At 71.2% G+C, this 14356-nt stretch carries 9 protein-coding genes and 1 pseudogene; 1 reads left to right on the top strand and 9 read right to left on the bottom strand.

The window, feature by feature from the left end; all coding sequences use genetic code 11:
- Positions 1–87: 87 nt before the first annotated feature.
- The 5 genes from CG723_RS12225 to CG723_RS12205 all read right to left on the bottom strand — a co-directional run bounded on the left by CG723_RS12225 (position 88) and on the right by CG723_RS12205 (position 7939).
- Entirely contained in the window at positions 88–3237 is a 3150-nt protein-coding gene (locus CG723_RS12225) for a GH92 family glycosyl hydrolase (protein ID WP_234374249.1), read from the bottom strand.
- A 255-nt stretch (positions 3238–3492) separates the two neighbouring features.
- Positions 3493–4170: a TetR/AcrR family transcriptional regulator gene (locus CG723_RS12220; RefSeq protein ID WP_100593296.1), complete on the bottom strand. Its 678-nt coding sequence runs from the start codon at positions 4168–4170 to the stop codon at positions 3493–3495.
- Between the two features lie 209 nt (positions 4171–4379).
- Positions 4380–5603 carry an acyl-CoA dehydrogenase family protein gene (locus CG723_RS12215; RefSeq protein WP_100593295.1) on the bottom strand — a complete coding sequence of 408 codons (1224 nt, stop codon included), beginning with the start codon at positions 5601–5603 and terminating at the stop codon, positions 4380–4382.
- Positions 5604–5773: 170 nt separating this feature from the next.
- Positions 5774–6415 (bottom strand): HAD family hydrolase, encoded by a 642-nt coding sequence (locus CG723_RS12210; protein WP_234374248.1) that lies wholly within the window; start codon positions 6413–6415, stop codon positions 5774–5776.
- A gap of 438 nt (positions 6416–6853) precedes the next feature.
- Complete coding sequence (locus CG723_RS12205; protein WP_100593293.1) at positions 6854–7939, bottom strand: helix-turn-helix domain-containing protein; 1086 nt, start codon at positions 7937–7939, stop codon at positions 6854–6856.
- Positions 7940–8037: 98 nt separating this feature from the next.
- Here CG723_RS12205 and CG723_RS12200 point away from each other — a divergent pair, with 98 nt between their 5' ends.
- Positions 8038–9309 carry an MFS transporter gene (locus CG723_RS12200; protein WP_100593292.1) on the top strand — a complete coding sequence of 424 codons (1272 nt, stop codon included), beginning with the start codon at positions 8038–8040 and terminating at the stop codon, positions 9307–9309.
- Here CG723_RS12200 and CG723_RS12195 read toward each other — a convergent pair.
- The 4 genes and pseudogenes from CG723_RS12195 to CG723_RS12180 all read right to left on the bottom strand — a co-directional run.
- Positions 9242–9804 (bottom strand): annotated as a pseudogene (locus CG723_RS12195) (site-specific integrase); the annotation flags it as partial. The gene CG723_RS12200 and the pseudogene CG723_RS12195 sit on opposite strands and share 68 nt — an antisense overlap.
- 36 nt (positions 9805–9840) lie before the next feature.
- The gene (locus tag CG723_RS12190) at positions 9841–11268 is read right to left on the bottom strand and encodes an aminobutyraldehyde dehydrogenase (RefSeq protein ID WP_100593291.1); all 1428 of its coding nucleotides are present in this window, start codon (positions 11266–11268) and stop codon (positions 9841–9843) included.
- Positions 11261–12934, bottom strand: a complete 1674-nt coding sequence (locus tag CG723_RS12185) for a thiamine pyrophosphate-dependent enzyme (protein WP_100593290.1) — start codon at positions 12932–12934, stop codon at positions 11261–11263. Before CG723_RS12185 ends, CG723_RS12190 begins: the two co-directional genes overlap by 8 nt.
- Positions 12931–14292, bottom strand: coding sequence for an MFS transporter (locus tag CG723_RS12180; RefSeq protein WP_100593289.1), 1362 nt, complete (start codon positions 14290–14292; stop codon positions 12931–12933). Before CG723_RS12180 ends, CG723_RS12185 begins: the two co-directional genes overlap by 4 nt.
- Between the last annotated feature and the right edge of the window lie 64 nt (positions 14293–14356).

The following is a 14356-nucleotide window of genomic DNA, read 5'->3' as shown; positions in this document are numbered from 1 at the left end:
TGGACGCGCGGCGGTCGTGCGATTCGACACGGCGACCGTGTTCGAGTGCCCGCCCCGTGAGGCGGGCACTCGAACGGTCGGGTGACCTCAGCCGAGGCCGACCGCGAAGACGTGCAGGTTGCCGTTGTCGGGCAGCGTCACGCTCTTGATGTGCTTCCCTTCCGGTACGTCGAAGGGCATGGTGGCGAAGACGTACGCGGCGGGCCCGGCGCCTCCTGACTGGTTGCGGTGGTCGGTGCGGGCCACGGTCGTGTTGCCGAAGACGGGGTCGGTCCCGCCGCCCGGCAGGGTCCAGTCGCCGAACGACAGATCCGCGGTGGCGGTGGAGCCGTCGGTGAACGTCACGGTGGCGCTGCCGCGCTGGTCGCTGTGCGTCGCCGAGCCCACGAACAGCAGCTTCCCGGCGTCCTCGGCCCGGTCCTCCAGGTCGATGCGCTGACCTGCGGCCACGACATTGTCGGGCCGCCCCTGGGGCGCGGCGGGCCACACGAAGGACGTGCCCGCCACCTCGACGCGCGCTCCGCCCTTGAGGCCGGCTGCCTCAAGGCCCTGACGGGAGTAGGTGTTGCCGTCGCCGTCGTAGTCGCCCTGGCCGCGGTCGGCGTCGTCGGAGGAGCCGGTGTTGCCGTACGCGGCGGCGAGACCGCCCTCGGGGGCGACGAGCACGAACACGGAGAGCTGGACGGGCTTGTCCCCTGCCCCCTGCCCGCGGACCGTCACCGGGATCTCGTAGTAGCCCTCGGCCGTGCCGGCCGCGGCCTTCACGGACAGGGCGAGCTCGCCCGAGCCGGTCTTCGCGTCGAGGCCGAGCCGCCCGCCCGCGGGCGAGACGGTCAGCCCTTCGGGGACCTTCGCGGAGACGGTCAGCGCCTTGTCGTGCCCGGCCAGACGCCGGCCGTGGACGGTGACCTTCGCCGCGTCGCCGCCGGGGACGGCCGACGCCGCGTTGGGTGTCGCGCTCGCGAGGAAGGGACGCTCGCCCGAGCGGTACGAGGGCGGCGCGGCCTTCGCGGATGTCGCCCAGGTCTTGTCCGGGGTGCCCGACAGCGTGAAGTCGAGGCGTGCCCCGTCCTTCACCGCGGACTGCGGGAGATACGTGCGCTCCCAGGTGCGGCCGTCGAGCGCGAGCCCGTGGACGTACGGCGCGTCGGCGGACGCCTTCGGGGCGCGGATGTCCAACTCCCGTCCCTTGCCGGGCAGATCGAGGACCGCGCGCTCGAAGAGCGGGCTGTGCACGGCGAGATCCGGGGTGCCTGGTGTCGACGGGTACAGGCCGAGCGCGGCCCACACATACCAGGAGGACTGGGCCCCCAGGTCGTCGTTGCCGGGCTCGCCGTCCGGAGTCGGGCTGAAGAGGGTGGTGGCGACGTCCCGCACGGCCCTCTGCGTCTTCCACGGCATGCCCAGGTGGTTGTACACCCACGGCACACCGAAGTTGACCTCGTTGCCGGCCCACATGTAGGGCTCGTTCGGCCCGGCGTTCAGCTTCGTGAAGAAGGTGTCGAGGCGGTCGGCGGCCGCGTCGCGCCCGCCCATGGCCGCGATCAGACCCTCGGTGTTCTGCGGGACGAGCCAGTTGTACTGCGCCGCGTTGCCCTCGTCGAAGCCGTCCTGGCCGAACTTGCCCGGGGGCGGCGGCTGGTAGGCCGGGCCGTCCGGGAAGCGGCCGTCCTCGCCGCGCGGCTGAAGGTAGCCGGTGGCGGGGTTGAGGATGTTCTGCCAGTTCTGGCCCCGGCGGGTGAAGCTGGCGGCGGTGTCCTTGTCGCCCCCGGCCTTCGCCAGCTGCGCGATGGCGAAGTCGTCGATCGCCCACTCCAGGGTGACCGATCCGCCCACCCGCTGATGGTCGCCGCGCGAGGCGTCGTTGTTGGGCATGTAGCCGCGCTCGACGTACTCGCCGATCCCGGGCCGTTCCTTGTACGCACCCGGGGTGTCGTCCACCGAAGTGGCGCCCTTGACCAGGTACTTCAGCGCCTTCTTGACGTCGAAGTCACGGGCGCCGAAGGCGTAGAGGTTGGCGATGAGGGGGACGGAGTTGTCGCCCGTCATCTGGCCTGTGTAGTCGTTGGCCAGGGGCCAGCGCGGCCACCAGCCGCCCTGTTCGGCGTCGTTGACGAGCGACTGCGCCATGTCACTGGCCTGCTTCGGCCACAGCATCGCCTGGAGGGGCGCCAGCGAACGGTAGGTGTCCCAGTCGGAGAAGTTCGCGTACTGGTTGTGTCCCGCGGGCAGCGTGCGCACCTTGTCGTCGAAGCCGATGTAGCGTCCGTCGGCGTCGTTGAAGGTGTTCGGGTGCATCAGCGAGTGGTACAGCGCGGTGTAGAACGTCTTCAGCTCACCGGTGTCGCGCCCGGCGACGCGGATCATGCCGAGCGTGTCGGCCCACTGGTCGCGGGTCTGCCGGTGCAGTGCGTCCAGGCCCCAGCCGGGCACCTCGGCCGCCATGTTGGCCTCGGCGCCGTCCACGGACACGTACGACATGGAGACCTTGGCCCGCACCGTGCGCGAGTCCGCCGTCCCGAAGGTGAGGTAGGCGCCCGCCTTGGGGGCGTCGACCGAGTCGGTGTCCTTGGAGACGGTCTTGCCGTCCCACGTGCCGTGCGCGGTGAACGGGCGGTCGAAGGTGATCGCGTAGTGGACCGTGTACTCGTTGCCCTTGCCGCAGAAGTTGCCGGTCGTCGCGGACCCGGTGACCTGCCGGTCGCCGACGACGCGCAGGTCGGCGCGCTTGTTGCCGGAGAGGCTGGCCCCGCCCTTCACCAGCACCTGGGCCGCGTCCGCCCCTTCGGGGAACGTGAACTGCGCCAGACCCGTACGCGTGGTGGCGGCCAGTTCGGCCCGCACCTTCGAGTCTGACAACGTGACCGCGTAGTACCCCGGTTCGGCCTTCTCGTCCTCGTGCGAGAAGGACTCGGTCCGGTCCCACGGAGCCGATCCGACGTCTCCGGTCACGGGCAGGATCGGCACGTCGCCGAAGGCCGTGCAGCCGACCGAGGCGTGATCGAGGCTGAAGCCGCGGATCCTGTCGCTGTGGTACTGGTACCCGGCGTACGAGCCTGCCGTGTCCGGCGAGAACTGCATCATGCCGAACGGGGCGGCGGGGCCCGGGAAGTTGTTGATCTCACCGACGCTCGCCCCGCCGCGGCCCGTGCCGATGAGCGGGTCCACGTACGCGGCGGGATCGCCCACCAGGGACGGCTTCGCCGCGGTGGCAGGGGACTTGGATGACGTAGACAACGTTGTCCTGGCTTCTGACAACGTTGTCGGAGCAGCCGAGGCCACCGCCGATGCCCCCATCAACAACCCGGCAGCCAGCGCGGCGGCCACCGCACTGCGGGTTCTACGACTTCTCGCACGTGTCACGCATGCCTCCGTGGAATGAGCGCGGCTCAGCCACCACACACTCCGGGAGCGGGTGCCGTTCGGTCAAGGGGCGTGCCCCGATTGCCTCTTGAGCCGCCGCGACTCCTCCTACCCGGCCTCCCTGTCGAGCTACTTGGCGTTTCTGTCGAGCTTGAGGGCGTTGGCCCAGAGCGCGGTGGACGTCTCGACCAGGTCGTCGAGCGTGTCGTCCTCACCGAGCCCGTACGCGTAGTAGGCCATGCGGCTCACCATGCCCGAGAGCGCCCGCGCCGCCATGAGGGGGTCGAGGTCGCGGTCCGCGAGCCCGCGGTCCTGGAGGTCCTTGATGGCCCGCGCGTTGCGGTCGGCGAACGCGCGGCTCCGGCGCCGGCGCACCTCCCGGAACCCGGAGTCACCGGCCGCGACCTGGTCGAGGATCAGCATGAGCTTCGCGTTGCGCTTGTACGCCTCGAAGTAGGCCCGGTTGCTGGCCTCGATCACGCCGACGGGCGAGCTGTCCTCGGGGTCGAGGCGCGGCATGCCCGGGTGCAGCATGTCGTCCTGCGCGACTTCGAGCACGGCCTGGAAGATCTCCTCCTTGCCGGCGAAGTACGTGTAGAAGGTGCCGGTCGAGCAGGCGGCCTCGGCGGTGATGTCGGTGAGGCGCGAGTCCAGATAGCCGTCGCGTTCGAACACGACGCGGGCCGCGGCCACGAGCGCGGCGCGGGTCCGGGCGCCGCGCGCGGTGGCGGGGGGTTCACGCAGGGCGGAGGTGTCCGCGAGCGAGGGGATGTCCTCCCCGTCCGGTGCGTGGCCGCGGGTGGTCATGTCGTGGGGCCTTCCTGTGGTGGCTTCTGCTGCTCGCGTGTGTGCCCGCCGGGCGCTGCACACCTGGTACTGCTCGCCGGCGCCGCACACCTGCGCGCTCACCTGTGGTGCCCGCCGGCACGGGAGCGAGGCGATCTTCGCACACCCGCGTGCGCCGATCGCCTCCGTTCCCCCTTGGCCCGGCAGGACCCCTCGCCGGTGCCGTGCGGTCAGCGGGTGCGGCCCCACTGCGGTTCCCGGCGGCGCAGTTCACGCATCGCGATGGTGCGCTTGTGGACCTCGTCGGGGCCGTCGGCGAGGCGCAGGGTGCGCAGGTGCGCGTACATGCTGGCGAGCGGGAAGTCGTCGGAGACGCCGCCTCCGCCGTGCACCTGGATGGCCCGGTCGACCACCTTCAACGCGACCTCGGGTGCGGCCACCTTGATCGCGGCGATCTCGGTGCGCGCGTGCCGGTTCCCCACGGTGTCCATGAGGTACGCGGCCTTGAGCGTGAGCAGCCGGACCATGTCGATCTCGATGCGGGACTCGGCGATCCAGTCCTGCACATTGGCACGGTTCGCCACGGGCTCGCCGAAGGTCGTACGCGCCTGGGCCCGGTCGATCATCAGGTCGAGGGCGCGCTCCGCCATGCCGACGGCGCGCATGCAGTGGTGGATGCGGCCGGGGCCGAGCCGCGCCTGGCTGATCATGAAACCGTCGCCCTCTCCGGCGAGCAGTGCGGTGACCGGGACGCGGACGTTCTCGAAGACGACCTCGGCGTGCCCCTCGCGGTCCTTGTAGCCGAAGACGGGGAGGTTGCGCAGGACGGTGACGCCGGGGGTGTCGATCGGCACGACCATCATGCTCTGCTGACGGTGCGTCGCGGCTTCCGGCTCCGTCTTGCCCATCACGATGAGCACCTTGCAGTTCTTGTGCAGGGCGTTGGAGGTCCACCACTTGCGTCCGTTGAGGACGTAGTCGTCGCCGTCCCGCTCCATGCGGAGCTGGATGTTGGTGGCGTCGGAGCTCGCCACGGCGGGCTCGGTCATCGCGAAGGCGGACGCTATCTCGCCGTCGAGGAGCGGCTTGAGCCACTTCTCCTTGTGCTCGTCGGTGCCGAAGAGGGTGAGCACCTCCATGTTGCCGGTGTCCGGCGCGTTGCAGTTGGTGGCCTCGGGGGCCAAGTGCGCGCTGCGGCCCATGATTTCGGCGAGCGGGGCGTACTCGAGGTTGGTGAGGCCGGGGCCCCACTCGGGGTGCGGGTGGAAGAGGTTCCACAGGCCGCGCTTCTTCGCGTCCGCCTTGAGCTCTTCGAGGACGGGCGGGTGGAAGTGCGGATCGCCGGACTCCGCCATCTGCGCCTCGTAGACGGACTCCGCCGGGTAGATCCGCTCGTCCATGAAGGCGAGCAGTTTCTCCTGGTACTCCTTGGCCCTGTCGGTCAGCTCGAACACGTGGTTCTCCTCACGGGGGATGGATTTCAGGGACCGGCGCGGCAGCGCGGCGCAGCCGGCTAGCGGGATCGGGCATCGGGCTGCGCGTCTGCCCGTGTTGCGCGTGCTTCGTGTGCTGCCTGTGTTGCCTGTGCTGCCTGTGCTGCCTGTGCTGCCTGTGCTGCCGCTGTCTATGTCGCCTCTTTCGCCACGTCCAGGTGCAGCAAGGACCTCAACTCCTTGGCGGTCGCCGCCGCTTCGCGGTGGACGATCCCGGCGAGGCCGGCACGTCGTGCCGCGACGATGTTGTGTTCGAGGTCGTCGACCATGACGGTCTCGGCGGGCTCGGTGCCGAGCCGCTCGCACGCGATGGCGTAGGCACGCCGGGACGGTTTGCGTACGCCGATCTCTCCGGAGATCGCCACGGCGTCGAACATGGACTCAAGGTCGAAGCCCGCGTAGCAGTCGTCGCCCAGGGAGTTGGAGAGCAGGCCCACGCGGTGTCCCGCGGTCCGAAGCTCGGCGACGAGGTCGAGCATCGCCCGGTCGGGGCGCAGTTCGGTCTGCATCAGGGACAGGAGTCCGGGGCCCTGGACATCGGCTCCGTGCGCGCGCAGCCGCTCGGCGAAACCGTCCTCGAAGTCACGCTGGCCGAGTCTGCCTTCCTCATGCTCCACGAGGAGGGCGCCGGAGGGCTCGTCCTTCGCGAGCAGCCGGAGCGGGAGCCGCGGATCCACGCCGAGCTTGGTACCGAAGGCCTCGAACGCCTTGAACACGCTACTGGTCAGCACTCCCCCGAAGTCGAAGAGGACGGCGCTGATTCGGGTACCCAAGAGACAGCCTCCTGGTCGCAGGTTCGGGAAGCATTCGCAACGTACCTGAACCCGGACTCAACTTCAATGACTCCCCTGCGCTCGACCGCCTCAGGACATGCACGAAACCAAGACATCCCACGCGTGTCGCCCCGATCCAGCGACCCCTCGGGCGAAAGTGACCGGCCAGCCGACCGCCTCCTTCCAGCCCCCCGAACCTGCCCGGCGGTCTGCGTCCGCTTCGCGACAAGGACGCGATCGACGAGGAGTGACAGGCCCTGGCCCGCACGGCCGGACAGGACGCCCCCGGGGTATGGCCAGGAGGAACGTCCTGCAGCCGGTCCGCTGCCCGGCTGCCCGAGGGCAGCAGGCGGTCGCGCCGGTACTGCTCGGCGGCCTGCCGAGTCGGACGATGTTGCGAAGGCGGCGGTCGCCCGCGTTCCGGCAGACCGAAGCTGCTCAGCGCAGTACGGCCGCCAGCAGGTCGGCCCCCAGCGCCGTCAGATCGGGCAGATTGACGGTGTAACGGACGTAACGGCCCTGCCGCCGGGCCGTGAGCAGGCCCGCGCGGCGCAGGACAGCGAGGTGGCGGGAGACTTCCGGGGGCGAAAGCTCCCAGGCGTGGGCCAGCTCACCGGTGGTGTGCGGGCCGCGGGCCAGAGTGCGCAGCAGCCGCAGCCGTACCGGATGCGCGAGCGCCTCCAGGCGTAGCGTGACCGTTTCCAGCGATACCGGCACCGAGGGACTCGGCTCGGCGACGGGGTACTGCACCACCGGATGCCAACCGGGCGCGTGGACCGCCACCAGGTGCGGGCGGCCGAAGACGCTGGGGAGGAAAGTGACCCCGGTGCCGTGGGCGGCGGTCGCATTGTCCTGCAGCTTGTCCACGATGATGCAGTTGCCGTCCGGTGCCAGGGTGACGGCGCTGGAGATCGACGCGAGTGCCGCCCCGATGCCCTGGCGCCTCATCAGGTCGTTCTTCAGGCGCAGGTCGGTGGCGAGTTGCACGGCGACGCCCATCCAGGCGGCGTCGAAGAAGGCCTCGGCGCACTGTTCGAGGGTGTCGCGCACCCGTGCCCGCACGGCTGCGGGGTCCGCGAGCAGCCGTTCCGCGAAGGCCTCTTGGAGCGCGCCGCGGGCCTGGGCGAGGTCCAGGGCCCGCTCGCGCGCCGTCGCGTCGGCGAGCGGTGACGGCGCGGCGAAGTGGACCCGGTTGCTGCCGCACGTGGTGACGAGCGCGGCGGTCACATAGGTTTCGTCGTCGATCCGGTCCACATCGTCCAACTCCTCGGCGAGGGTCGGCCGGGGACGGGCGGGGACCAGGAAGTCTGCTCGTGAGGAACGCCAGAGGAACTCCGCTTCCCTGAGCCGCTCGGCCAGCTCCGGCCGCAGCCCGGCCCAGACGTCCCCGGCCCAGCCGGCGAGTTGCGGGTGATGACCGGGTTCGGCCAGCACGTGCAGCATCGCGGTCAGCTCGGCCAGCGGGGAGGCAGCGAACCGCAGTCGTCCGGACGGCAGGCCGCCGATGTCGATCCTCAACGTCATCCCCTCATTCTCGGTGGTCGACAGCCGACGACCGCGTCGGTTGACGGTGTTCGTCAACCGACGCGGTCGGCCCGGCGGCCGAACGCACCGTTGACGCCATGGCAACCACCACCAAGATCCAGCCGCGCGCCCTCGTCCGTGCCTCCGGAGGCCCCCGCTATGCCGTCGCTCTGGCCGTGGACGCGCTCGGCACCGGCTTGCTGCGGCCCTTCCTGCTGCTCTACGGGGTGAACGTGCTGAGGCTGTCCCCGCCCGCCACCGGCATCGCCATGACGGGCGGCGTCGTCGTGGGCCTGGTGTGCATGCCCGCGGTCGGCCGTTGGCTGGACCGGGGCGCACGCAGCACGGTCGTGGCAGCGTCGATGCTGGTGCGGGTGCTGGGCGTGGCGCTGCTGCTGGCCACCCCGGCGGGGCACGTCCGGCTGTTCGCGACGGCGGCGCTCTTCCTCGGCATCGGCAACCAGGCATGGCCGGCCGCCCACGCAGCTCTCGTGGCCACGGTCGTCCACGGCCGCGAACGCGACACCGCTCTCGCGGCCGGCCGCGCCCTGCGCAACGCCGGCCTGGGTGCGGGCGCGCTCCTCGCCGCCGCATGCCTGACGGGCGGCACCACCGCATTGCAGACGCTGGCAGCCGTCACCGGGCTCGCCTACCTCACCGCGGCAGCCTTGGCGTGGTCGGTCCACGTGCGCGCTCATCCGGCCGCTGCTCCGGCCAAGGACAGGGACGACGGGCCCGCGCCCCGGATGCGCGCGCTGCTGGCCGCCAACGTGATCTACGCCTTCTGCCTCAACGTCCCCGAAATCGCGCTCCCTCTGGTCCTGTGGTCACAGTTGCACGCCTCCTCGGTGTGGTCGGCAGCCATCTTCGTGGCCAACACGGTGCTGGTGGTCACCCTGCAGGTCCCGGTCACCGTCCTGATGTCCCGCTTCTCCCGGCGGACCGTGCTGGCTCTCGCCGGCGTGGTACTCGCCGCGTCCTACCTCGGCTTCCTGGTGGCCACCTCACTGGGGCACGGCTGGGGTGCCCCGGCCGTCGCCACGGTCTCCGTGGTCTGCACCATCGGCGAGATCATCTATGCCGGCAGCGCCACGGCGCTCGTCACCGTCCTCGCCCCGGCACATGTCCTGGGACGTGCCCTCGCCCGCTTCCAGCTCTCCACGGGCTTCGGCCTCGCCGTCTCCCCGGCGGCCATCACCACTCTCGCCTCCCGCGGCTCGGCCGCCCTCTGGGGCAGCCTGGCCGCTGCGACGCTCCTCTCCGCCTCCGCCGTCGCCACCGAGAAGGATCAAGGAACGCGGCTCAGCGGTTGCTGCCGCCGGGCGCGAGCAGGCTCGCGAGCTCGGCGATCGCCACGGGAGACGCCTTGAAGCAGCGGCGGACGATCGTAGGCTTCTTGTGCCGGGACTTCGCCATCCGCATCAACAGCGAGGCACCCTGTCCGCCGAGATGGGTCAGTGCGAAGTGGCGGTACTCGTGCAGGTCCCAGCCCGTGCCCGGTCCGCGCAGGGCGGTGTGCTCGTCGAGCAGGGCGCGGGCCTGCCCGTAGGAGAGACGAACCAGGCGGGTGTCCGGGCGCACGTCACATGGGCTGACGACCTTGCCCGGCCCCGGGCGGCGGTGGGTGACGAACACCGGACGGCGCGTGCGGCCTTTCAGCAGACGGGGCAGCAGCCGAGCGGACCGGCATCCCAGTACACGGTCTCCAGCACGTAGTCCTCACGCGCCCGGCCCCGGCGGCGAGCGCACCGGGGTCTCGGAATCGGTACCGCCAGCCCCTTCGCCCAGGCCGGGACCATCGGTCCCTCGTAGCCGCGCTCACGGCACCAGCCGAGCCAGGACAGCATCCCCGCCCGGCGGGAGTTCCCATGGCGGGCCGAGGGCGCGTCATTCGCGGAGTGTCAGGGCGTGACGTGCGCGGCCATGACGTGCTTGATCCGCGTGTAGTCGTCGAAGCCGTAGCGGCTCAGGTCGCTGCCGATGCCCGACTGCTTGTATCCGCCGTGGGGCATCTCGGCGAGGACCACCTGGTGGCAGTTGAGCCAGACGCAGCCGAAGTCGAGTTCGGCGCTCAGCCGCATGGCGCGGCCCAGATCGGCGGTCCATACGCTGGACGCCAGGCCGAGGTCGACGCCGTTGGCCAGGGCGACGGCCTCTTCCTCGGTGTCGAAGGGCTGGACGGTGACGACGGGGCCGAAGATCTCGCCCTGCACCACGTCGTCGTCCTGGCGGACACCGGAGATGACGGTGGGCGGGAAGAAGTAGCCGGGCCGGTCGACGCGCCGGCCCCCAGTCTCTACATGGGCGTGCTCCGGGAGCGTCGCGATGACGGACTCGACGCGGGCGGCGTGGGCGGCGCTGTTGAGAGGACCGTAGAAGACGTCCTCGTCCGGTGAGCCTGTCCGGGTGTCGCGGGCGGCATCGACGAGGGCCGTCAACAGGGCTTCGTAGAGCGTGCGTTGGACCAGGATCCGGGTCACGGCAGTGCAGTCCTGGCCGCCGTTGAAGAAGGCGGCGTCGGCGAGGGCGCGGGCCGTGCGGACGGGGTCGACGTCGGCGAAGACGACGGCCGGAGCCTTGCCGCCCAGCTCCAGGTGGACGTTCTTGACCTCGCGGGAGGCCTCGGCCATGACCTCGGAGCCGGCCCGGGTGCTGCCGGTGATGGCCACCATGTCCACGTCCGGATGGGCGACGAGCGCGCGTCCGGTGTCCCGGTCGCCGCACACGATGTTGACGACGCCCGGCGGGAAGACGCGCGCGGCGAGTTCGCCGAGCAGGACGGTCGACCAGGGCGTGGTGTCGGACGGCTTGAGGACCACCGTGTTGCCCGCGGCGAGCGCGGGGCCGAGCTTCCACACGGCCATCATCAGCGGATAGTTCCAGGGCGTGACCTGGGCGACGACCCCCACGGCCTCGCGGCGGACGTACGAGGTGTGGCCCTGCGCATACTCGCCCGCGGCAACGCCCTCCAGGACACGGGCGGCGCCCGCGAAGAAGCGCAACTGGTCGGCGCCGCGGCCGACTTCGAGGGTGCGGGTCGTCTCGCGCGGCTTGCCGGTGCTGCGCACTTCCGCGTCGACCAGCTCGTCCGCGTGGGCGGTCACGAGGTCGGCGAGGCGCAGGAGTGCCTCCTGCCGCTGGGCCGGGGTGCTGCGGCGCCAGGCGGGCAGGGCCCGGCGCGCGGCGGCCACGGCCGCGTCCACGTGCGCGGCGGACGAGCGGGGCGCGGTGCCGTAGACCTCACCCGTTGCGGGGTCGGTCAGCTCCATGCGGTCCGCGACCTCGGTACTGCGGCCGTCGACGATGTTGTGCAGGGTCAGATCAGACATGGCAGCTCTCCTTGCGCAGGGAGGCGACAGTGACACCGGGGCCCAGGCGCCCGTCGGTCACCTTCAGCTCGATGAGGGCGGCCTTGCCGCTGTCGAGGGACCGCTGGAGCGCGGGCCCGAACTCGCCTGTGACAGTGACGGTTTCGCCGTGGGCGCCGAAGGCGCGGGCGTACGCGGCGAAGTCGGGGTTGCCGAGTCCTGTGCCGCTGACCCGCCCCGGGTAGGCCTGCTCCTGGTGCTGGCGGATGGTGCCGTACTTGGCGTTGTTCAGCACGATGATCAGCGGCTTGGCGCCCTCGGCCACGGCGGTGGCCAGTTCCTGACCGTTCATCAGGAAGCAGCCGTCGCCCGCGACGGAGACGACCCGGCGGTCCGGATCGTGGATCGCGGCGGCCACGGCGGCGGGTATGCCGTATCCCATGGACCCGTTGCGGGGGGCGAGTTGGCGTGTGCCGTCGTGGTAGGTGAGGAAGCGCTGCGCCCAGATGGCGTGGTTGCCGGCGCCGAAGGTGATGACGGCGTCCGCGGGCAGCCGGTCGTCGAGGGTGGCGAAGACGGTGGCGAGGTCGAGCGGGTCCTCCTCGGGGACCGGGGTGCGGAACGCCAGATGGGCGGCCCTGTCCTGCTTGGTCCGCACGGCCCACGGCAGGGGGTTGCCGGGGCGCAGGGTGCGTACCGCGTCCGCGAATGCCTCGGGGGCGGCGAGCAGGGTGAGTTCGGCGGGGTACAGGGCGCCCGGCGGCTGCGCTTCGGGCAGCACCTGGACGAGCCGGGGTCCGGTTCCGTCGATGGGAAGCAGCGTGAACCCGTCGGTCGCGACGTCACCCGGTGCGGTCCCGAGTGCCAGCAGAAGGTCGGCCTCGCGCACCCGCTGCGCGAGCGCGTCGTCGCGTCCGTAGCCGAGCGGGCCGACGTACACCTCGGACTCGTTGTCGATGAGGTCCTGGCAGCGGAAGTCCACCGTCACGGGCAGGGACCACGCCTCGGCCCAGTCCCGTACGGCGGCGCGGGCGTCCGGGGTCCAGCGGCCGCCGCCGAGGAAGAGCAGGGGGCGTTCGGCAGACGTCAACAGCCTTTCCAGGGAAGTGAGTTCGGCCGGGGTCACGCCGCCGCCGGGTACGGGCAGCGGGGTTGCGTCGGCGACCCGTACGACGTCCGTGAGCATGTCCTCCGGCAGACCCAGGACCACGGGTCCCGGCCGGCCGCTGCTCGCGACGGCGAACGCGCGGGCGACGTACTCGGGGATGCGCACGGCGTCGTCGATGGTCTCGACGAGCTTGGCGCTCGCGCCGAACGTGCCGCGCAGGTCGAGTTCCTGGAAGGAGGCGCGGTCCGTGTGCCCGCGCGGCACCAGGCCGATGAACAGGACCATCGGCGTGGCGTCCTGGTGCGCGGTGTGCAGAGCGACCAGCGCGTTGGTGGCCCCGGGGCCCCGGGTCGTGAAGCAGACTCCGGGGCGCCCGGTGAGTTTGCCGTGGGCCTCGGCCATGTAGGCGGCGCCGCCTTCGTGGCGGCAGACGACCATGTGGACGGGGGCGTCGTGCAGGGCGTCGAGCGCGGCGAGGTAGCTCTCGCCGGGCACGCCGTAGACGGCCTCGACGCCGTGTGCGGACAGCTGGTCGATGAGGACCTGGCCGCCGGGACGGGCGGGGTGGTGCTGGGTCATGCGGTGGCCTTCTGAGGTGCGGAGGTGTTCTCGGGCGTGGTGGTGGACCGGCTGCCGAGCAGCGGGCCTGCCAGGAAGGAGCCGGCCGCGGTGCAGGCGGCGATGAGGACGAGGAGGAGGGCGACGCCCCAGGACGCGCCGTCGGTGACGCCGGTCAGCCAGGCGGCGAGCAGCGGGACGAACCCGCCGAGGACACCCGAGAGGTTGTACGACATGGCGACGGCGCTGTAGCGGAAGGTCTCCGGGAACAGGCCCGTGACGACGGCGCCGATGGTGGCGTAAGGGATGGAGATGACGGCGACGCCGAGCGTCACACCGAGGATGACGAGGGCGGTCTGCCCCGTGTCGACGAGCCAGAAGACCGGGAAGGCGACCAGGACGGACAGCACGCCGCCGACGGCGCACACCTTCCACGGGCCGACGCGGTCCGCGATCCGGCCGCCGATGTAGATCACGACCATCTCGGCCACGGCGGCAAGGAGCGTGGCATTCAGCATCACGGACTTCGCGATGCCGAGCTGTTCGGTGCCGTACGAGATCATGAAGGTGGTCAGCAGGAAGAAGCCGCCGATGCCGAGGAAGGCCGCGAGGACGCTGATGATCATGCGGCCCCAGGTCTTGCGGAAGGCTTCGATGAGGGGGGCGGGCGCGGGGCCGCTCTTCTCGGCGTCCTCGATCATGGCGCGGAAGACCGGGGACTCCTCGATGCGCAGGCGCAGGTAGAGCGCGAAGACGAGCAGGCCGAAGGCGGCGAGGAAGGGGATGCGCCAGCCCCACGCGTAGAAGGCGTCGTCGGGCAGCAGGCCGACCAGGGCGAAGGCGCCGCTGGAGAGCAACGTGCCCACGGGTGAGCCGAGTTGGGGAACCGCCGAGTAGCTGCCGTGCTTCTCCTTCGGCGTGTGTTCCAGGGTCAGGAGCATCGCGCCGCTCCACTCCCCGCCGACCGAGATGCCCTGCACGAAGCGGAGTACGGCGAGCAGCACGGGGGCCCAGATGCCGATGGTGTCGTACGACGGGAGGAGGCCGATGCAGCCGGTGGCGACACCCATCATGACGACCGTGATGATCAGCGCGGCCTTGCGTCCGTAGCGGTCGCCGATGTGGCCGAAGACAGCGGCGCCGATGGGCCGGGCCGCGAAGCCGACGGCGAAGGTCACGAAGGAGGCGATGGTCGCCGTCGTGGCGTCGAGCGAGGGGAAGAACAGCTTGTTGAAGACGAGCGCGGCCGCGGTGCCGTAGAGGAAGTAGTCGTACCACTCGAGGGCGGTGCCGATGAACGCGGCGGACAGGAGGCGCTTGATGTCGGCGGTGCCGGCGACGGTGCGGCCTGTTGGCGGCGTCGTGCTGTTGGAGCTCACGGAATCTCCCGGGGGACGGTGACCGCCTGGGCGGTCGGGGGACGGTGGAGCGGGGAGCGTGCCT

Origin of the sequence: Streptomyces sp. CB01635 (assembly GCF_002803065.1) — a bacterium.
Classification (GTDB): Bacteria; Actinomycetota; Actinomycetes; order Streptomycetales; family Streptomycetaceae; genus Streptomyces.
This window is presented reverse-complemented; position numbering and strand designations above follow the sequence as displayed.

Excerpts from the sequence above, each read along its gene's own strand:
- CG723_RS12205 (WP_100593293.1), bottom strand. The coding sequence starts at position 7,939 with ATGACGTTGAGGATCGACATCGGCGGCCTGCCGTCCGGACGACTGCGG.
- CG723_RS12185 (WP_100593290.1), bottom strand. The coding sequence starts at position 12,934 with ATGACCCAGCACCACCCCGCCCGTCCCGGCGGCCAGGTCCTCATCGAC.
- CG723_RS12200 (WP_100593292.1), top strand. The coding sequence starts at position 8,038 with ATGGCAACCACCACCAAGATCCAGCCGCGCGCCCTCGTCCGTGCCTCC.
- CG723_RS12190 (WP_100593291.1), bottom strand. The coding sequence starts at position 11,268 with ATGTCTGATCTGACCCTGCACAACATCGTCGACGGCCGCAGTACCGAG.
- CG723_RS12220 (WP_100593296.1), bottom strand. The coding sequence starts at position 4,170 with ATGACCACCCGCGGCCACGCACCGGACGGGGAGGACATCCCCTCGCTC.